General features: G+C 63.2%; 18 protein-coding genes. 10 read left to right on the top strand and 8 right to left on the bottom strand.

All coding sequences use genetic code 11. From position 1 onward, the window contains the following. Nucleotides 1-135 precede the first annotated feature (135 nt). From AC1DVV_RS17235 to AC1DVV_RS17260, 6 genes are all read left to right on the top strand, one after another. Nucleotides 136-1,089 carry an AEC family transporter gene (locus AC1DVV_RS17235; protein ID WP_457282676.1) on the top strand — a complete coding sequence of 318 codons (954 nt, stop codon included), beginning with the start codon at nucleotides 136-138 and terminating at the stop codon, nucleotides 1,087-1,089. A 173-nt stretch (nucleotides 1,090-1,262) separates the two neighbouring features. Beyond that, entirely contained in the window at nucleotides 1,263-1,700 is a 438-nt protein-coding gene (locus AC1DVV_RS17240; RefSeq protein WP_457282677.1) for a YciI family protein, read from the top strand. 65 nt (nucleotides 1,701-1,765) lie between these two features. Further along, on the top strand, nucleotides 1,766-2,539 hold the full coding sequence (locus AC1DVV_RS17245) for a YciI family protein (RefSeq protein WP_457282678.1): 774 nt from the start codon (nucleotides 1,766-1,768) through the stop codon (nucleotides 2,537-2,539). A gap of 174 nt (nucleotides 2,540-2,713) precedes the next feature. Next, nucleotides 2,714-3,250 (top strand): SRPBCC family protein, encoded by a 537-nt coding sequence (locus tag AC1DVV_RS17250; protein WP_457282679.1) that lies wholly within the window; start codon nucleotides 2,714-2,716, stop codon nucleotides 3,248-3,250. Between the two features lie 37 nt (nucleotides 3,251-3,287). Continuing rightward, on the top strand, nucleotides 3,288-3,737 hold the full coding sequence (locus tag AC1DVV_RS17255; RefSeq protein WP_457282680.1) for a YciI family protein: 450 nt from the start codon (nucleotides 3,288-3,290) through the stop codon (nucleotides 3,735-3,737). A gap of 6 nt (nucleotides 3,738-3,743) precedes the next feature. Next, nucleotides 3,744-5,042: an RNA polymerase sigma factor gene (locus tag AC1DVV_RS17260; protein WP_477701914.1), complete on the top strand. Its 1,299-nt coding sequence runs from the start codon at nucleotides 3,744-3,746 to the stop codon at nucleotides 5,040-5,042. 6 nt (nucleotides 5,043-5,048) lie between these two features. Here AC1DVV_RS17260 and AC1DVV_RS17265 read toward each other — a convergent pair whose 3' ends face one another. Next, nucleotides 5,049-6,323: an MFS transporter gene (locus AC1DVV_RS17265; RefSeq protein WP_477701913.1), complete on the bottom strand. Its 1,275-nt coding sequence runs from the start codon at nucleotides 6,321-6,323 to the stop codon at nucleotides 5,049-5,051. Between the two features lie 152 nt (nucleotides 6,324-6,475). Here AC1DVV_RS17265 and AC1DVV_RS17270 point away from each other — a divergent pair, with 152 nt between their 5' ends. Together AC1DVV_RS17270 and AC1DVV_RS17275 are read left to right on the top strand one after the other, a co-directional pair. After that, the gene (locus AC1DVV_RS17270; RefSeq protein WP_477701927.1) at nucleotides 6,476-7,240 is read left to right on the top strand and encodes an ArsR/SmtB family transcription factor; all 765 of its coding nucleotides are present in this window, start codon (nucleotides 6,476-6,478) and stop codon (nucleotides 7,238-7,240) included. A gap of 59 nt (nucleotides 7,241-7,299) precedes the next feature. After that, nucleotides 7,300-7,668, top strand: coding sequence for a DUF1129 domain-containing protein (locus tag AC1DVV_RS17275; RefSeq protein ID WP_477701912.1), 369 nt, complete (start codon nucleotides 7,300-7,302; stop codon nucleotides 7,666-7,668). A gap of 56 nt (nucleotides 7,669-7,724) precedes the next feature. On the opposite strand, the gene priA is transcribed toward AC1DVV_RS17275, so the two are convergent. From priA to hemE, 3 genes are read right to left on the bottom strand one after another with little or no spacing between them, the layout of a single operon-like run. Further along, on the bottom strand, nucleotides 7,725-9,926 hold the full coding sequence (gene priA / locus AC1DVV_RS17280) for a replication restart helicase PriA (RefSeq protein WP_477707220.1): 2,202 nt from the start codon (nucleotides 9,924-9,926) through the stop codon (nucleotides 7,725-7,727). Beyond that, complete coding sequence (locus AC1DVV_RS17285; RefSeq protein ID WP_457282687.1) at nucleotides 9,923-10,264, bottom strand: hypothetical protein; 342 nt, start codon at nucleotides 10,262-10,264, stop codon at nucleotides 9,923-9,925. The genes priA and AC1DVV_RS17285 overlap by 4 nt, the downstream gene beginning before the upstream one ends. A 36-nt stretch (nucleotides 10,265-10,300) precedes the next feature. Beyond that, on the bottom strand, nucleotides 10,301-11,410 hold the full coding sequence (gene hemE / locus AC1DVV_RS17290; protein ID WP_457282688.1) for a uroporphyrinogen decarboxylase: 1,110 nt from the start codon (nucleotides 11,408-11,410) through the stop codon (nucleotides 10,301-10,303). A gap of 123 nt (nucleotides 11,411-11,533) precedes the next feature. On the opposite strand from hemE, the gene AC1DVV_RS17295 reads away from it, so the two are divergent. Then, on the top strand, nucleotides 11,534-11,902 hold the full coding sequence (locus AC1DVV_RS17295; protein ID WP_457282689.1) for an aminoacyl-tRNA synthetase: 369 nt from the start codon (nucleotides 11,534-11,536) through the stop codon (nucleotides 11,900-11,902). Here AC1DVV_RS17295 and AC1DVV_RS17300 read toward each other — a convergent pair. Next, on the bottom strand, nucleotides 11,883-14,468 hold the full coding sequence (locus AC1DVV_RS17300; protein ID WP_457282690.1) for a putative bifunctional diguanylate cyclase/phosphodiesterase: 2,586 nt from the start codon (nucleotides 14,466-14,468) through the stop codon (nucleotides 11,883-11,885). The genes AC1DVV_RS17295 and AC1DVV_RS17300 overlap by 20 nt on opposite strands. Nucleotides 14,469-14,747: 279 nt before the next feature. On the opposite strand from AC1DVV_RS17300, the gene AC1DVV_RS17305 reads away from it, so the two are divergent. After that, nucleotides 14,748-15,044 carry a hypothetical protein gene (locus tag AC1DVV_RS17305; RefSeq protein WP_457306745.1) on the top strand — a complete coding sequence of 99 codons (297 nt, stop codon included), beginning with the start codon at nucleotides 14,748-14,750 and terminating at the stop codon, nucleotides 15,042-15,044. Nucleotides 15,045-15,075: 31 nt separating this feature from the next. Here AC1DVV_RS17305 and AC1DVV_RS17310 read toward each other — a convergent pair whose 3' ends face one another. The 3 genes from AC1DVV_RS17310 to AC1DVV_RS17320 form a co-directional block, all read right to left on the bottom strand. Continuing rightward, a complete protein-coding gene (locus AC1DVV_RS17310; RefSeq protein WP_457282692.1) occupies nucleotides 15,076-16,410 on the bottom strand; it encodes a class I SAM-dependent methyltransferase in 1,335 nt (444 codons plus the stop codon). 175 nt (nucleotides 16,411-16,585) lie between these two features. After that, entirely contained in the window at nucleotides 16,586-17,368 is a 783-nt protein-coding gene (locus AC1DVV_RS17315; protein WP_477666856.1) for a hypothetical protein, read from the bottom strand. 74 nt (nucleotides 17,369-17,442) lie between these two features. After that, nucleotides 17,443-17,907 carry a CoA-binding protein gene (locus AC1DVV_RS17320; protein WP_477666855.1) on the bottom strand — a complete coding sequence of 155 codons (465 nt, stop codon included), beginning with the start codon at nucleotides 17,905-17,907 and terminating at the stop codon, nucleotides 17,443-17,445. Nucleotides 17,908-17,913: the final 6 nt, after the last annotated feature.

Consider the following 17,913-nt stretch of genomic DNA (forward strand, 5'->3'; position numbering starts at 1 on the left):
CCACTTTTTGCTATTAAAAATATAGCTGCTTGCGCAGGCACTGCCTGCGTCGCAGCTATTTTTTATGCTCAATCGGCGTGCTGGCGGGGCCGTGCTACGCACCCGTATGCAAGGGCGTGGGCGACAATCAGCGCCGTGCTCAGCATTCTTTTCGTCACCTTTCCTTTTTTTGCCCTGGTGCTGTGCGGCTACCTTGCCGCACGCCGGGGCCTGCTCCCGCAGCTGGCCATTCCTGGCCTGAACACCTTCGTGTTGTATTTCGCACTGCCCTGCATGCTGTACCGCTTTGGCGCCGGCACGCCGATTGCGCAGCTGCTGGACGCGAGCCTGGTGGCCGTCTATTTAGTGTGTGCTCTGTTGATGGTGGCTTTCACCGTGATGCTCACGCGCAAGGGCCGCATTGCATGGAACGATGCGTCTTTTGGCGCGCTGGTGGCGGCCTTCCCCAACACCGGCTTCATGGGGGTGCCCCTGCTGGTGGCGCTGTTGGGTGCGCAGGCCGCCGGACCGGCCATCGTCACCATCCTGGTTGATTTGCTGGTGACAAGCTCGCTGTGCATCGCGCTGTCGCGGCTGGACTCGGCCGACATTCATGGCGCCGAGGTCGCCGCGCAGAATGCGCTCAAGGGCGTGGCGCTCAATCCCATGCCGTGGGCCATCGTGCTGGGCGCGCTGTCGTCCGGCTTGGGTGTGATGTTGCCCGCGCCGGTGATGCAGACCGTCGGGCTGCTGGCCGATGCGGCCTCGCCGGTAGCGCTGTTCACCATTGGCGCGGTGCTGGCGCGTTCGCAGATGAACAGCACGGCAGCCACACCCCTGAAGGAGTATGTGCCGGTTGCTCTCATCAAACTGGTGGTGCACCCGGTACTGGTGGGCCTCGTCGGGCTGGGCGCCATCGCAGTGGGCGTGCCTTTGCAGCCTTTTGCTTTGACCGTCATCGTGCTGGTGGCGGCGCTGCCCAGCGCCAGCAATGTGGCGTTGCTGGCCGAGCGTTTCGGTGCGGACAACGGCCGCATCGCGCGCATCATCCTGTTGTCGACGGTGCTGGCCTTTTTCAGCTTTTCGGCAGCAGTGACCCTGCTGACCTGAGCCAGGTACCAGGCCTTTTCGGCTGTCGTTACAAAAAAACCTGAAAAAAGATGGCCCCGCGCTGTCGATTCCGCTCTTTCTGTTCGTCGTACCGGTAAGAGCAGGATTTTTCTGCCTGGGTTGTCCGGGCTCTCCGCTCCCAACGCAACTAACGCAACTTCAAGGAGTCCGAAATGAAATTCATGGTTCTCATCAAAGCCGACAAACACAGCGAAGCCGGTGAAATGCCCAGTGAACAACTGCTGGCCGACATGGGCAAGTTCAACGAATCGCTGGTCAAGGCCGGCGTCATGCTGGCGGGCGAGGGGCTGCATCCCAGTTCCAAAGGCGCGCGCGTCAGATTTTCCGGCAGCAAGCGCACCGTCATCGACGGGCCTTTTCCCGAAACCAAAGAACTGGTCGCCGGTTTCTGGATGCTGCAGGTCTCGTCCAAAGAAGAGGCCATTGAATGGGTCAAGCGCTGCCCGTTGCCACCTGAGAGCGAGGCCGAAATTGAAATCCGCCAGGTGTTTTCGGCTGAAGACTTTGGCGCGGAATTCACGCCCGAGCTTCGCGAAGCCGAAGAACGCCTGCGCCGGCAGGTGGAGGCGCAGTCCGGCGAAAAGTCCTGAAAACGGGCGTCCGGCTGCCGGGCCCGTGTTTGAGGTAAAAACCGGGTTCCAAGGAGATTCCACGCATGCAATACATGATCCTGCGCAAATCCGACGCGAGCACTGAAGCCGGCGAGCTGCCCAGCCCCGCACTGCTGGCCGCCATGGGCGCCTACAACGAAGAACTCGCCAAGGCCGGCATGCTGCTGGGCGGCGAGGGCCTGCAGGCAAGCTCAAAGGGCGCGCTCATCCGGTTTTCCGGTGGCAAGCCCACGGTCATCGATGGCCCCTTCACCGAAGCCAAAGAGCTGATCGCCGGTTTCACCATGATTGAGGCGGCTTCCAGGGATGACGCACTGGAATGGCTCAAGCGCTGGCCTCAAGAGGATGCGGATGGCAATACCTCGCTGGAAATCCGCGAGGGTGGCTGCCCCGGCGGCCTGCGCGGCGTCGCCGGGGAAGGCGCGCCGCCGCTGCCCGAGGGGTTCCGCCGCTTCATGATTTTGCTCAAGGCCAATGACCGCGCCGAAGCCGGCATCGTGCCCGACAACCAGTGGCTGGGGCGCATGGCCCAACACAACGACGATGCCGTCAAGGCTGGCGTGCTACTCATGGGTGAAGGGCTCAAGCCCAGCGCCAGCGCCTCCCGCATGAAGTTCACCCGAGGCAAACCCAGCGTGATGGACGGGCCGTTCGCCGAAGCCAAGGAGTTGCTGGCCGGCTTCTGGATCATCCGGGCGCGTTCGCTGCAGGCTGCGGTGGACTGGGCGCTGAGTTACCCCTTTCCGTTTCGCGATACGGAAGAGGTTGAGGTCGAGATCCGGTTGCTATATGAGGCGGCAGATTTCGCCCCGGCCTAACGTTCAGGGCTTCGGTCAAAAATATTTGAAATTTTTTTCACCGGGCGTGTCGATTTCGCATTTTTCGTTCGTCGTACCAGTGAGCAGACGTTTTTTTGGGGCCGGAGAGGCCCGATAAACCCGGCGCTCGCCCATTCATCGAAGTGAACGAACACCAACTTAAGGGAATAGAACATGTTCAAGACCATCGCCATCATTGCAGCCGTCGCCATTGTGGTGTTTATCGTGGCCGTGCTGATACTGGCCTCCAACAAGCCCGACACCTTCCGCGTCCAGCGCCAGACCACCATCCAGGCGCCACCCGAAAAAATCTTTCCGCTGATCAACGACTACAAACAGTGGGCCGCCTGGTCGCCCTGGGAGAAGAAGGACGCCGCCATGAAGCGCAGCTTCAGCGGCCCGGCCACCGGCAAAGGTTCTGCCTACGCCTGGGAAAGCAAGGAAGTCGGCACGGGTGACATGCTGATCACCGAGTCCGTACCGTCTTCCCTGGTCAAGATAGACCTGAACTTCAGCAAACCTTTCGAAGCCCACAACAAGGTGGTGTTCACTCTCCAGCCGCAAGCCGGTGGCAGCTTGGTCAGCTGGGATATGGCCGGCCCCGCGCCCCTGATGGCCAGGGTCATGCATGTCTTCTTCGATATGGACAAGATGGTGGGCAAGGATTTCGAAGCCGGCCTGGCCGACCTGAAGGCTGCTGCAGAAAAGTAAGCCCGGCTCACCCGCCCCACACTCAAGGAGTATTCAAATGCGATTCATGATGCTGATGATCCCCAAGGGCTACGAAACTGCCGACGCAGGCACCATGCCCAGCGCCGACGCCGTCGCCGCGATGATGAAATACAACGAAGCACTGCAAAAAGCCGGCGTGTTGCTCGCGCTGGACGGCCTGCACCCGCCCTCCATGGGCGCGCGCGTGAGCTTTCCGGGCGGCAAGGCCCATGTCAGCGACGGCCCCTTTGCCGAAGCCCGTGAGGTACTGGGCGGCTACTGGATGATCAACGTGGCCTCGCGCGAGGAAGCCATCAAGTGGGCAACGCGCTGCCCGGGCGGCGAGAACGAAATCATCGAAGTGCGCCAGGTGCAGGAGATGTCGGACTTCCCGCCCGACGTGCAGGAAGCCGCCGCCGGCTTCGTCGAGATGCAGCAGGCCCCCAGCGGGAAAAGCAAAAGTACCAGCAAAGGCAAGGGCGCCTGAAGCCGCATGGCGTCGCATGAAACCCACCGTGCCATCGACGCCGTCTGGCGCATCGAATCGGCCAAGGTCATCGCCAAGGTTGCACGCATGGTGCAAGAGGTGGGCCTGGCCGAAGAGATCGCGCAGGACGCCTTGGTCACGGCGCTTGAGCGCTGGCCGAAGACCGGTGTTCCGGACAATCCGGGCGCCTGGCTCATGGCCGTCGCCAAGCACCGCGCCATCGACTACCTGCGGCGGCGCAAGCTGCTCGCGCTCAAGCATGAAGAGCTGGGCCATGAACTTGAGCTGGAGCAGGAAATGGCCTTCGCCGATGTAGACGAGCCCGGCTCCGGGGACGAGGGCGATGACGCCTATGGTGACGACCTGCTGCGCCTGATCTTCACCGCCTGCCACCCGGTGCTGTCGACTGAGGCGCGCATCGCGCTCACGCTGCGGCTGCTGGGCGGTCTCAGCACCGACGAAATCGCGCGCGCCTTCCTCGTGCCCGAACCCACCGTGGCCCAGCGCATCGTGCGCGCCAAGCGCACCCTGGCCGAGGCGCGGGTGCCCTTTGAGGTGCCCGGCCCTGCCGAGCGCGAAGCCCGGCTGGCTTCGGTGCTTGAAGTCATCTACCTGATCTTCAATGAAGGCTACTCGGCCACCTCGGGCGGCGACTGGATGCGGCCCGCTCTGTGTGACCAGGCCTTGCGGCTGGGGCGTGTGCTGGCCGAACTCGCGACGCAGGAGCCTGAGGTTCATGGCCTGGTGGCGCTGATGGAAATCCAGGCCTCGCGCGCCAAGGCGCGCACCGGGCCGTCGGGTGAGCCCATCTTGCTGCTGGAACAAAACCGTGCGAGCTGGGACCATATCCTGATCCGCCGCGGCTTTGCCGCATTGGCACGCGCTGAGGCGTTAGGCGGCGCGCTGGGGCCGTATGCGTTACAGGCCGCGATCGCCGCTTGCCATGCGCGTGCGCCCACCGGTGCGGACACCGACTGGCAGCGCATTGCCGCGCTTTACGATGCGCTGGCGCAGCTCATGCCCTCGCCGGTGGTGGAGCTCAATCGTGCCGTGGCGCTGGCCATGGCCTTTGGCCCGGCGACGGGGCTGGAGGTGGCCGATGCACTGCTCTCAGAGCCCCTGATGAAAAACTACCACCTGTTGCCCAGCGTGCGCGCGGACTTTCTGTTCAAGCTCGGCAGGCTCGAGGAAGCCCATGCCGAATTCGAACGCGCTGCTTCACTCACGCGCAACCTGCGTGAACGCGAGTTGCTGTTGGCGCGTGCTGAGGCCTGCAAGCCCGACGCCACGCCGCGCCTTTCCTGACGTGTTTCACGCAGCAGGCTTGCGGCCGCCCAGCATGCAGGCGATGGCGGCCAGTTGTAGCAGCACCGTCGCGCCAAAGTAAAGGCCTGTTCCTGAGCCGAGGTGCGCGGGGCTTCCGTTCACCGTCACCAGCAACAGAGCAAAAGTCGCAGGCGCCAATGCCCACAGCCCTTGCGACATCGCGACGATCAGCGCCACCACGCGCGGCACATCTTCCTTGACGAATTCCACCTGCGCCACCAGCGGCGGCAACGAGGTCGCGTTGCCGATGCCAACGCCGAACAGCACCACGCCCAGCAGGATCAGCGCCGTTTGGTGTTCCGCCGCGCAAGCTAGCAGCAGTGAGCCCGCGATCTGCACCGCGTAGCTCACGCTGGCGACGACGCGTCGGTCGGCATCGGCAGGCATGAATTTGCCAACCACTGTTCGGCCACCGATGGCGCAGGCCGTGGCCAGCGCCATCGCCAGGCCTGCGCCCTGGGTGCTGAGTGCCGACACCAGCAGCGAATACAAATGCGTGATCAAGCCAGCTTGCGCAAACAGGCTGAGCGCCATGGCCGCGGCCAGCGTGCGAAAGCTGCGGTCGCGCCACAGCAGGCGGCCTGGCAGCGGCTTGGCGTGTGCCGAGGTGATGCTGCGTGCTGGCGTGCCTGGCGCGTCACCATCGGGCTGCTGGCCCATGTGCTCAGGCGTCTGCGCGATCACGCAAAAACAAAGGCAAACCACGATGGCCAGCATGGCGCCGCCCACCAATACGGTGGCGGCAGTAAAACCCATCACCGCAATCAGCGCACCCCACAGCGGCGAGAAGATCACGCCACCCAGGCTTGCGCCGTTGTAAGCCTTGGCCAGCGCCAGGGGCCGGCCGCGCACAAACCAGGGCGAGATGATGGCGTTGATGCCCGCCGCGCCCATGGTGACCCAGCCGCCGCCCGTCAGCACCGCCGCTACAAACAGCTGCCAGGGCTGCGCGGCTAGCGCCCAGCCGAGCAGGCCCAGTGCCAACGCGGCGGCGCCTGCTGCGGTAGTGGTGGCAACACCCAAGCGTGCATGAATGCGCGGCAGGCAAGCCACCACGCCCGCGCCAAACAGGAAGTGAAACGTCACGGCCGCCGACACCAGCGGCAGCGCCCAGCCGGTGCGCGCGATCACCGCATGCAGAAAAATCGCCGGGCTGTAAAAGCCCACACCCCAGCCAAAGATGGCCAGCACAAAGGCGGCCCGTACCACGGTGGTTCCGTAAAACGCGCGAGGCGCCGGCGGCTGAAGGGCAGGGGTCATTGGCAGTTCCATGAAGTTCTCCGGGTGAGAAGGCAGCGGCTGCTGCATGGCCTTCATGGTGCGGCGAAGAGGGTGCGCGATGTTTCGCCCCGGAACGAAGCATGGGGTTTGCGATGCTGCTAAGGTTGGTACCCGGAAGGTCATAAACCATGATGAATACCAACCAAATTGCGCACATCGCTTCGCTGGTCGGCGAGCCGGCCCGCACCGCCATGCTGATGGAGCTGCTCGATGGCCGCTCGCTCACCGCGCATGAACTGGCCGGCGTCGGCAATGTCTCGCCACAAACCGCCAGCCGCCACCTGGCCCTGCTGGTCGAAGGCGGCCTGCTGTGCGTAGAGCAGCACGGCCGGCACCGTTATCACCGCCTGGCTTCGGTAGAGGTGGCTCGTGTACTCGAAGGCATCACACAGCTGGCCTCACAAAACGCACCCGTGCCACGCCACGCCGTAGTACCCGGCCCCAAAGACGCCGCCATGCGCATGGCCCGCAGCTGCTACGACCACATCGCCGGCCGCCTCGGCGTGGCCATCGCGCGCCACCTGGTGGCCGATGGCGCCATCACGTTTGACGGCGAAGCCGGCCATGTCACCCCCAAAGCCGACGCCGTGCTGGCGCGCTTGGGCATTGAGCTGTCAACGTCGCCCACCAGCATCAACACCAAACGGCCTTATTGCCGCCCATGTCTTGACTGGAGCGAGCGCCGCTTTCACGTCGCCGGGCAACTCGGCACGCTGATCTGCAACCACAGCCTGGAGCGCGGCTGGCTCTTGCGCCGCCAAGGCATGCGAGCGCTGGAGATCACGCCCAAAGGCGTGGTGGCGCTGCGCGACTGGATGGGGCAGGAGGATTGGCGGCAAGTCACCGAAGGGGATGCGTTTCCTGCGCGGCAAGTGCCGCGGCCCATGGCCGCCTGAACCCGTCACATGTGCGGATCCGTGCGCTTCGCAAGAACCGTCAGAGCTATCATTCACCCATGATCGCCGCCATTCTTGTCGCTCTCGTCGGTTTTTTTGCAGGCGGCTGCCTTGGTGTGGTGCTTGGGTTTTCCGTAGCGTCGCACAAAGATGTCTTGCAAGGCGTCCGTCCAACAACGACGAATCGGCTGATCCTCTTCCTGGCACGCCCTACGCGCGAAATGAAGTTTTTGGAAGCAATTGTCTTCCTGCTCCTCATGCTTGTTTGGCTGGCTGTCTTCTTTGGCCTCGTTGCCGCACCGGCCATCGCCTCCACGCGTCTTTCGGGTGATAGCCCACCGCTCATCCTCTTGGCCTATGGCTGCGCCGCGGTCGCCTGGTGGGTCGGCCAGAAGTTTGGAGCTCACGCATGGAGCACCATGTCGTGAAAGATGCCGCCTAGTCCTTCCATCGAGCGGACAAGCATGCGCTGCCCGCCACCCCATCAAATCGCAATCGGATCCACATCAATCGCCCAACGGATCAGGCTTTTGAATTCAGCCTGCTGGCGCGTTTCAAACAGCACCGGCTGCCACACCGCCAGGAAGCGCTGCAGCGCCGCGCGTGACGGGCTTTCAACCAGCATTTGCGCACGCTCGATATTGGCCACGCGCTGTATCGTCATTGGCACGGCCGGGTAAGCGGTGACCTGTTCGTGCCCTGTGAGTTGTTGCGCCTCGGCCTGGGCCGCTGCTGCGTTCAGGAATCCTTGCGCCACGTCTTGCGCGCGTGCCTCGGCGCGCACCAGCGCTGAAAAACCGAAGGGCGACATGCCTGCCGCTTCGCGCTCGGCCAGCTGCTGCGCGACAAAACCCGGGTAGTCGTGCTTTTTCAATGCTTCAAAAAGCGGATGGGCGGGATGGAAGGTTTGCACCCACATCTCGCTGGCTTCACTGTGGCGCGCGTCGCGGCCGGCGCGGCCCCCCGCCTGCATCAAGAGGCTGAAGAGGCGCTCGGGCGCACGGAAGTCGCTGGAGAACAGCGCCCCGTCAGGGTTGATGGCCGCCACCAGCGTGATGTGGCGAAAGTCGTGGCCCTTGGCGATCATCTGCGTGCCGACCAACACGTCGACCTCGCCCGCATGCACGCTGGCCAGCTGCGATTCGAGCGCCCCTTTGAGCCGCGTCGTGTCAGCGTCGATACGGGCAATGCGCGGCGGCTCGCCGTCTGGCCGCTTCACGCCGGCCAGTAATTCGGCCAAATGTTCTTCCAGCCGTTCGGTGCCGCGTCCTACGGGCGCGATGTCGATGTTGCCGCAGCTCGGGCAGGCGCGCGGCACACGTTCGGTGAAGCCGCAGTGATGGCAACGCAGGGTGCGGTCTATCTTGTGAAAAACGCGGTAGGCGCTGCAGTGCGGGCACTCGCTTTTCCAGCCGCAGTCGTGGCAGGCCAGCACAGGCGCATAGCCGCGCCGGTTTAAAAAGATCAACGACTGCTCGCCACGGGCTGCGCGCTGCGCGATGGCATCCAGCAGCGGCGGCGCAATCACGCAGTGCTTGGGCTGGTGGTTCATGTCCACGCGCCGAACTGTGGGCAGGCCTCCTGAAGAGCTCGTCGCTGAGGAATTTTCCGACGGGCCGCCCCTAGGAAAATTGGCCCCCTCGGGGGGCAGCGCATTACGCGAAGCGAAAAGCGTGGGGGCCACGTCACCGATACGTTCACTCATCGTGAGGCGTTGGTAGCGGCCCGCCAGTGTCGCCTGCCAACTCTCCAATGATGGCGTGGCCGAACCGAGCAGCACCCTGCAAGGACCATGGTCATGCGTGGCGTCCTCGGTCTCTATCTTGGCGCGGTAGACCGCCAGGTCGCGGGCGGAATAGCGTGCGCCCTCTTGTTGCTTGTAGCTTGGGTCGTGTTCCTCATCGACCACCAGCAGGCGCAGATTCGGCATGGAGGCAAACACCGCCATGCGCGTGCCCAGCACCAGGCGCGCATGGCCGGCGTGGGCCGCCAGCCAGCTTTTCAGGCGCTGGGCTGGGGTCAGGCCGCTGTGCAAGGCCACCACGCGCTCTTTGCCCAGGTGGGCAAAACGCGCTTCAAAGCGCGATTGCAGCTGGGGCGTGAGGTTGATCTCGGGCACCATCACCAGCACCTGGGCTGTGGGGTCCTGCTCCAGCACGCGGGCCGCGGCGCGCAGGTAGACCTCGGTTTTGCCGCTGCCGGTGGCGCCGAACAGCAGCGCGGGCCGGGTATCGTTGTCAAATTCAGCCAGGGCAAGAGCCTGCTGCGCACTGAGCGGCATCAGAGCCGCGGTGTCCTGCGGGCCGCTGGTGTCCGCAACCGGGCGCTTGAGCCGCCGCGCCAGCTGAACATTGCTCAGGTCGCGCAGTTGCGGCGGCAATGCCGCCAGCGCCACCTCGCCCAGGGAGCGCTGGTAATAAGCGGCGGTGAACGTCACCAGTTTTTGCCAGGTCGCCGAAAGAGGCTGCAGCCCTTCCAGCACACCGGTGACATGACGCGTCTGTATTTCCAGCAGCGTTCCACTGTCAGGTACGACTTCCCACACCACCCCAAGGACTTCGCGTTTACCCAGCGGCACGCGCACCAGGGCACCCACAGCAAGCGGCAACTCGCTTTGGTAGGTCAGTGGCCCGCCAATGGAACTGTGCGCGGGCGCGGCAACGGCAACTTGAAGCCAATAGCTCATTTGGAGTAACTAAATGTGTTTACTTCTTGAGAAGTACATCCAGATAGTGCGCTAAGTCCTTGATTTACCATCGCTTTACAGATTTCCAGATTTTCTGTGGATAACTTTGTTGATAGCTTGCCGTGGCGCGTCGCGAAGCCTTGTAAATCAAGGCTTTTCTTAAACTGCCCGGAAAAAAAGCAATTTAAAGTCTCTATATAAATCAACAACTTACGTCCGCTATTGCTTTGATAGCGAAGCATGCCGCCTGCGTTCACCATTGCGGCACCGCAACACGAATTTTGTGCATAAGTCCGGGCGCCATCGCCCGGTTTTGTGCTAGCCATGGTTGAAATCATTCGTCCAGTGGCCTTTTCTGGACGTAGGCGGAAAGTTTAGGTACCAGCGGCGCGCATGCTGCGAGAGTGAGCGTGTACTGCGCGCACCAGCACTTCCACACTTTCGGGGGGCGTGTGCTGGCTGATGCCATGCCCCAGGTTGAAAATATGGGCCGGTCCAGGCTTGCTGGCATCAATATGGGGCTTGCCAAAGCTGTCCAGCACGCTTTTCACTTCGGCTTCTATCTGGGTCGGGTTGGCAAACAGCACGTTGGGGTCCAGGTTGCCCTGCAAGGCTTTGGCATGTGGTCCGTTTTCACCGACCAGCGCGCGCGCCCTGGCCAGGTTGACCGTCCAGTCCAGTCCCAGCACTTCGCAATCGAGCTGCGCCATGGCTTCGAGCCACTGGCCGCCGCCTTTGGTGAAGACGAGGCGGGGGATCTTGACGCCCTCGTGCTCGCGTTTGAGCTGGGCCAGCACGCGGGCCGTGTAGGCCAGGCTGAAGGTTTTGAAGGCTGCGTCGGCCAGCACGCCGCCCCAGCTGTCAAAAATCATCACGGCCTGGGCGCCGGCTTCGATCTGTGCGTTCAGGTAGGAGGCAACCGCGTCGGCGTTCACGGCAAGCATTTTGTGCATCAGGTCCGGGCGCTGGTACAGCATGGTCTTGACCAGGCGGTAGTCGTCGGAGCCTGCGCCTTCGACCATGTAGCAGGCCAGCGTCCAGGGGCTGCCCGAAAAGCCGATCAGCGGCACGCGGCCGTTCAGCGCCTTGCGGATCGACGTGACGGCGTCAAAAACATAGCGCAGCTTGTTCATGTCAGGCACTTCCAGCTTGGCCACCGCAGCTTCGTCACGCACCGGCGTGGCAAAGCGCGGGCCTTCACCGAGCGCAAACGACAGGCCCAGGCCCATGGCATCGGGCACGGTCAGGATGTCGCTGAACAGGATGGCTGCATCCAGCGGGTAACGCTCCAGCGGCTGCAGCGTGACTTCAGTGGCGTAGTCGGTGTTGGTGGCCAGGCCCATGAAACTGCCGGCCTGGGCGCGCGTGGCGCGGTACTCGGGCAAATAGCGGCCGGCCTGGCGCATCAGCCAGACGGGAGTATGGGTGGTGGCCTGGCGCAGGCAGGCGCGCAAAAAGGTGTCGTTTTGAAGGGGTGCGAACATGCCCTGATTGTCTCAGGTGTGAGGCGGGCCCTCCCATCGCGGGATATCCGCAGGGGTGGCACTTGTGCGGGTTCGGATTTACCATGGCCTCATGGGCCCCGCCGGGTCCGAAAGAGGTGTTTCATGCGCATGAACGACCAGGAGTATTTCCGCAGTTGCATCGCCAAGGAGCGGCACCTTGCGCAACTGCTGGGCCATGCGCACATCGAGGAATGCTACGAAAGCGCAGGCACCCTCTGGGACAGCAATCAGGCTTTGCCGCAGTGGACGCGCGACTGGCGTGCCTGTGGCCCGCTGATGACGGCCTACGGCATCACGGTGAGCTATGACGCCGGGGGCGCGACGCTCGGGTCCACGACGGTGCATTTCGCGGACCACCCTGGCCGCGACCGCGCGGTGATGTACGGCATCGTCAAGGAGGTGATCTTCCGGCTGGAACACCACAAGGCCGCGCCTTTGCCTGCCGTCACCGTTAAATCCGAAGTGTCTTGATGAAGGCTTCGAGCTCGTCGATGGGCAGGGGCTTGCAGAACAGATAGCCCTGGTAGCAGTCGCAACCGTGGCGCGACAGAAAGTCGCGCTGGGCTTCGGTCTCAACGCCTTCCGCCACCACGCCCAGCCCCAGGCTTTGCGCCAGGCCAATGATGGTGCGTGCGATGGCAGCGTCGTTAGGGTCGCGCAGGATGTCTTCCACAAAAGACTTGTCGATTTTCAGTTGGTCCAGCGGCAAGCGCTTCAGGCATGAGAGTGAGGAATAGCCCATGCCGAAATCGTCAATGGAAAGGGTCACGCCCATCTTCTTGAGCCGGGCCATTTTTGTGATGGTGACATCCATGTTTTCGGCGAGCAGGCTTTCGGTCAGCTCCAGTTTGAGCTTGTGCGGGCTGACTTTCGTCTCCTTGAGCGCAGCCATGACAAGGTCCACGAACTCCGGGTGCCGGAATTGCCGCACGCTCACATTGACGGCCACGCTGAAGGCTGCGGTTTCAGGACGATGGGCCCACGCTGCGAGCTGGCGGCAGGCTGTCTCGAGCGCCCATTGGCCCAGCGGCAATATCAGTCCGGCCTCCTCAGCCGCCGGAATGAACTCGGACGGCTGTACCAGGCCACGCCCGCCGTGCTGCCAGCGCAACAGCGCCTCGACGCCCGTCATGCGCCCGTCACGCCCCACCTGCGGCTGGTAGTACAGGAGGAACTGCTTTTCACGCAGGCCCTGGCGCAAGTCCGACTGCAGCGCGGCGCTGGCGGTGACGGCGGCCTGCATCGCCGGGTTGAAAAAGCAGATGGTATTGCGCCCCGACATCTTGGCCTGGTACATGGCCAGATCGGCCTGCTTGAGCAGGTCCCCGATGTTGTCCAGGGTCTGGTTGAACGAGGTAATGCCGATGCTGCAGGTGCTGTAGTGCTGGTAGCCCGCCAGGCTGTAGGGCTCGCTCAGCGCGGCAAGAATCCGCGTGCCCACCGCTTCAGCTTTTGCGGCCGCTTCGCGAGGATCCTGGCCCAGGTCCTCCAGCATGACCACAAACTCGTCCCCGCCCAGCCGTGCCACCGTGTCGGGCTGCTCCAGGCAGGCCGCCAGGCGCTTGGCCACCTGTTGCAGCAACAGGTCTCCCTTCTGGTGGCCCATGGTGTCGTTGAGCGTCTTGAAATTGTCCAGGTCGATGAACATCAGCGCGGCTTCGCGCGGGTGCCTGTAATTGTGGGTGAGTGCTTTTTGCAGCCTGTCCATCAGCAGCTGGCGATTGGGCAGCTGCGTCAGCGGGTCGTAGAAGGCCAGGTGCTTGATTTCACTCTCCGCCACCTTGCGGCGCGTGATGTCGCGCCCCACCGCAACCCAATGGGTAAAGAAAACGCCGGCGTCGTCCGCGACCGGCACGATGTCGACTTCCATCCAGAAGTGCCGGCCGTTTTTCTTGTAGGTGATGAGTTCGGCCTGGACGGGTTCGCCTTTCTGAAAGGCGGCGCTGATGCGCTCCAGTTCGCTGCGTTGGGTTAACGGCCCGCACAGCAGGCGCGGCGAATGGCCGAGGGCCTCTTCCGGGCTATAACCGGTATGTTGCTCGAAGGCGTTGTTGACAAAGATGATGCGCAAGCCCGGTTTTCCGGAAGGTACCGCTTCCGTGATGAGCACGATATCGTTGAGGCGGGAGATGCTTGTCTCCAGCAGCATGAGCTGTTCCCTGGCCTTGCGTCGTTCGCTGATATCGCGAAAGTAGATGGCGACTCCGTCCGGAAACGGGTACGCGCGGATCTCGAACCATTTGTCCAGCGGTGCATAGAGCGCTTCAAATTCCACCTGGTAGTTGCCCGCAACCGCGGCCCGGACCTGCTCGGAAAACGAGGTGTTGATGGCGCCCGGAAATTCCTTCCAGATGCTTTTGCCCAGCAGGTCCTTGCTGGGTCGGCGGAGCAGCCGCGCGCCTTCCCGGTTGAGGTAGGTAAAGCGCCATTGCGGATCCAGCGTGTAAAACCCCTCGGTGATGCTTTCCAGCGTGATGCCCAGGCGGGTGGCCAGCCGCTGGGCGTCTTCTTCGGTCTGCTGGCCGGCCGTACCGGCTGCGCTGTCCCCAGGTTCCTCATGTCCTTCTGCCCCTGCGGTTCGCAGCGCATGCTGCTGCAGGTTCAGTTGCGCAGCGATCAATCCGGCAAGCGTGTCCTGGTCTTCCTCTTGCGCTGCGTCCAGGTTCCGCGGAACCCTGTCCATGACGGCCAGTACGCCCAGCAAAACGCCGTCGCCGCCGGCCAGCGGCACACCGCGGTAAAAGTTGATGCCGGGAGCACAACGGGCAGGTATCAGCGGCTGGCGCGGCGGGTTTTCCAGCGTGGCGACGCAGAGCGTCACCAGGCCTTCACGCTCATGCGGAGCGAAGCCGGTGCCCGACCTGAAAGCCGGCTGCCCGTTTTCCATCGCCACCATGATGGCAATCGGCGTGGCGCAGGAGCGGGCCGCCAGCCGGGTAAGCCGGTCGGCGTTGGTTGGACGCGTGGCATCGTGCTCTTCGCCACCCTGCGGCAGGACGTGCAGCGCAAACGCTGGATCGACAGTGGAAACGGACACGGGAGCAACACCTGCTTTTCAAACTACAGCCTTTGATGCTGATGCATAGCGCCGTGAATTAGCGTCAGCGGCGTGTGAGATTTGCAAGTGTTGACCATAAAGCGTTGCAAAACGTTCTGTTGCGTACCCGGAAGCGAATTTGTCCTACGCTGCTCTCTGTCGCTGCCTCACCGTACCTGGCGGTAGCGCGTTGCATGCTGCAACACCTCTCATCGCCCATCGCTCCTGCCTCCTCAGGTTTCCCGATTTTCGTGATCTTTCCTCTTCAGCGAAGCACAAATGCCCCCTCTTGAACTCGATCAATTGCAGCAATGCCCCGATATCGACACTTTGCAAACGGTCCTGAGAAACATGTGTTCCCGTTTTGGCTCCGTCACCCAGCTCAATATCCTGCCGGCCTCCCACGCCGGCAAGCAACAGGCCCTGTGCTTCCTGCGCATGGCCACAGCCGAGGAAGAACAACGCCTGATGAGTGGCCTGGGCATCGGCAGGTTTGGCGGAGAGCTTGTGCTGGTGGTGGATCTGCAGACCACAGAGCCCCTGGCGGCACCCAAATTGTCCGGCTCGGCCGCATGAGTGCCGCCCGGCCGGACCCCTGACGGGATGCTTATCCGGCCGCTAACGGGCCGGCCGAGGGATGCCTGAGCAGCAGCCTGTCGAGGGCAGCCAGTGTGCCAAAGGATTCGGCGAAGTCGGCAAACAGCGTGGCATTGTCGGGTGCCGCGGCCTTGCCTTGCCATGCAGCGCGGAACTGGTCGAAGATTTCGCCAAAACTCCTCTGGCCATCCACCAGCGAAAGAATCTTCGCGCCGTATTTTCCGGGATTGACCATGACCGCGATGCCTGAATGCTGGTGCCTGAGCATGAAGGGCTGGCCCCGGTTGCTGCCGAACACCTGCGCGGCAAGTTCGCCGGTCAGGGGCTCGTGGTAGAAAAACGGCACGTATTCCGCATCGCCATAGGGCGCCTTGCAAGTGTCACCGTGCGTGACGTATAGCGAATGGGTGATGAGGGTACCGGCCATCAGTTCGGCCATTTCGTACTGCTTGCGCCGCGGCAGTTTGCGCAATGCCGCGGCCATGGCCGGCGGCTTGCTTCCCAGCACCATGTGCGGCAAATAAGGCGAAAGGCCGCGCTGTACATCGGTGAACTCCAGGTGCATGCCGTGTCCGCTCTTTGCGCCATGCGCTTCGCCGCCCAGCCAGTCAAACAGCTCGCCCACGCTGTATGAGCGGTCCTGCGAATGCAGCAGCAGGTCGTAGATGCCTGCGTCGCCCATCTTGTGGTCGTGGTGCAGGTCTTCGCTGCGCTTGAACCAGTTGGTGGCGGGCAGGCTAGCCAGCAAGTCGCGCGTGTTGGCGATTTTCCGCTGCGCATCCGCCTCGTCGCCGTTGACCAGGCGCATGAGTTCCTGCATCTGGTACACGCCGGTGCGGCCCGTGGTGGCATACACCATGAGTCCGATGGCGCCATCGTCCTTGAGCACGCTGCGCAGCGCCTTGAATCCCAGATCGGGATCGGCCAGATGGTGCAGCACGCCGCTGCAATTGATGTAGTCGAAGGTGCCGAGCTCTGCCGCCAGGGCCGGCAGGTTCAGCAATGAATCGTGAACCCAGGTGATGTTTGCCAGCCCGCGAATCTGCGCGCGCTCCTTCGCCAGTGCGATGCTGGCTCCACTCATGTCGAGATGCACGATTTGTGCGTCGGTGTCGCGCAACTGCTCGGCCAGGAAAATGGTGGCGTCGCCGGTGCCGCCGCCTGCCACCAGCGCACGAAAGCCATTCTGGAACGACTGCTTCCCCGCAAAGCAATAGTGATTGATCATGGGCAAATCTTCCAGCCAGGTCCGCACCAGGCGCTTGTGGTCGTCCTGCGGATTGCAGGGCGGATAAGGCAGCGCCTCATACTGGTTTCTGACTTCGGGCAAATAGTTGTCGGGCATGGAGGCTTCCGGAAAAACGATTGGCAAAAGCCTATTGTCTCCGCCCAGGATCGCCCCGCGCCGGAAACCTCTCTCCCATCCAGTGGCCGCGCGGAACCGGCTTTGCCGGGCCGCAGCGGCCGCCCCCTGCAAGGGGGGATCCGGCTACACGCAGTGAGCCGAGAAGGGGGTGAACCTACCTGACGGGCAAGAACTGGAGGAACGTGCCGCCCAGCAAGTTCTGAACATAGGTGATCACCGCGCGCCGGTACTTCTCCGTCAGCACTGAGGCCAGCAGATCCAGCCGGCCAATGATTTTGCCGAACTCGCGCTCAAAGCTCAGGTTGCGCTCGCGCTCGGTGATTTCATCGGCCAGCAGCAAGGGCTGGCCTGCGGCATTGCGCCGGTTGGACAGCATCCATACGGCGATTTCAATGTTGCGGGCGGCGTTGTAGATGTATTGCGCATCCAGGCTGTCGGTCAGGTAATACGCTGTTTTCCCGCCGTGGGCCGTGACCACCATGTCGGCGCTGGCATAAATGAACGCCGCCACGCGGTCGCCCTTGAAGTCGGGCCCCAGCGCCAGCGACAGCGCGGCGATGTCGCGCTTGCCCTGCAGTTCGGGCCAGGGCGTACGGGTATCGACCGCCACGCGCAGCTGGGCAAGGGCCGCGTCGCGCCCGAGCGTACTGGTTTTCCGCCATTCCGCCGGGTTGCGCCGGTACAGCTTGTCGGCCAGGCGCAGCAAACCCTCCAGGTTATCGCGCATGCCCAGGGTGGCCATGCGGTTCACGTCCGACTGGCCGATCTCGCTGGCGGCCATCGGGGCGGCCTGTGCTTCGCCCTTGTGCGTGGGCGCCTGGCTGGCGCACCCGGCCAATGCAGCCAGGGCCAGCAGCAAGGGAGGGCGGAAGAATGAAAAAATGGAAGGAGAAATGGCTGGTGCGGGAAGGGAGATGGGTGCCGTGCGCAAGGACATGGGGCATTTTCAGCGGCTGCGCCGCGCCGCGCAAGCATGGCTTTCCCGGGCTGCCGCCGGCTGCAGGGGCAAGCTCAGGCGGAAGCCGCGCCCACTTGGGCAATCGGGTGCAACAGTCCGCGGGATAGCAGCACCCGGTGGTCAATCTTGAGGCAGTGGTCCTGTACCACCAGCAAGCCCGCCGCTTCCGCCTTCGCAGCTGCCGTGGCGTTGGAAATTCCGAGCTGCATCCACACGGCCCTGGCGCCTATCGCAATGGCTTCGTCGACCACTGGCGGAATATCTTCGCTGTTGCGAAAGCAGTTCACCAGGTCGATCTTTTCGTGCTGCGCGGCTTCGGTCAGCGTCGAATAGGCCTTTTCGCCAAGCACCTCGGCGGCGTTCGGGTTGACCGGGATGATGCGGTAGCCATTGGCCTGCATGTAGCGCGCCACATCAAAGCTGGCGCGGTGAGGCTTGGGCGACAAGCCCACCACCGCGATGGTGCGGCAGTGGTTGAGGATATGCGGCATGCGCTCCGCAGGTGGCAAGGGGTTCATGGCTGG

Source organism: Polaromonas sp. P3_B4 (genome assembly GCF_056402835.1).

Excerpts from the sequence above, each read along its gene's own strand:
- priA (WP_477707220.1), bottom strand. The coding sequence starts at position 9,926 with ATGAGCTATTGGCTTCAAGTTGCCGTTGCCGCGCCCGCGCACAGTTCC.
- AC1DVV_RS17320 (WP_477666855.1), bottom strand. The coding sequence starts at position 17,907 with ATGAACCCCTTGCCACCTGCGGAGCGCATGCCGCATATCCTCAACCAC.
- AC1DVV_RS17310 (WP_457282692.1), bottom strand. The coding sequence starts at position 16,410 with ATGCCCGACAACTATTTGCCCGAAGTCAGAAACCAGTATGAGGCGCTG.
- AC1DVV_RS17250 (WP_457282679.1), top strand. The coding sequence starts at position 2,714 with ATGTTCAAGACCATCGCCATCATTGCAGCCGTCGCCATTGTGGTGTTT.
- AC1DVV_RS17255 (WP_457282680.1), top strand. The coding sequence starts at position 3,288 with ATGCGATTCATGATGCTGATGATCCCCAAGGGCTACGAAACTGCCGAC.
- AC1DVV_RS17305 (WP_457306745.1), top strand. The coding sequence starts at position 14,748 with ATGCCCCCTCTTGAACTCGATCAATTGCAGCAATGCCCCGATATCGAC.
- AC1DVV_RS17315 (WP_477666856.1), bottom strand. The coding sequence starts at position 17,368 with ATGTCCTTGCGCACGGCACCCATCTCCCTTCCCGCACCAGCCATTTCT.
- AC1DVV_RS17265 (WP_477701913.1), bottom strand. The coding sequence starts at position 6,323 with ATGACCCCTGCCCTTCAGCCGCCGGCGCCTCGCGCGTTTTACGGAACC.
- AC1DVV_RS17260 (WP_477701914.1), top strand. The coding sequence starts at position 3,744 with ATGGCGTCGCATGAAACCCACCGTGCCATCGACGCCGTCTGGCGCATC.
- AC1DVV_RS17270 (WP_477701927.1), top strand. The coding sequence starts at position 6,476 with ATGAATACCAACCAAATTGCGCACATCGCTTCGCTGGTCGGCGAGCCG.
- AC1DVV_RS17240 (WP_457282677.1), top strand. The coding sequence starts at position 1,263 with ATGAAATTCATGGTTCTCATCAAAGCCGACAAACACAGCGAAGCCGGT.
- AC1DVV_RS17295 (WP_457282689.1), top strand. The coding sequence starts at position 11,534 with ATGCGCATGAACGACCAGGAGTATTTCCGCAGTTGCATCGCCAAGGAG.
- AC1DVV_RS17245 (WP_457282678.1), top strand. The coding sequence starts at position 1,766 with ATGCAATACATGATCCTGCGCAAATCCGACGCGAGCACTGAAGCCGGC.
- AC1DVV_RS17285 (WP_457282687.1), bottom strand. The coding sequence starts at position 10,264 with ATGATTTCAACCATGGCTAGCACAAAACCGGGCGATGGCGCCCGGACT.
- AC1DVV_RS17275 (WP_477701912.1), top strand. The coding sequence starts at position 7,300 with ATGATCGCCGCCATTCTTGTCGCTCTCGTCGGTTTTTTTGCAGGCGGC.
- hemE (WP_457282688.1), bottom strand. The coding sequence starts at position 11,410 with ATGTTCGCACCCCTTCAAAACGACACCTTTTTGCGCGCCTGCCTGCGC.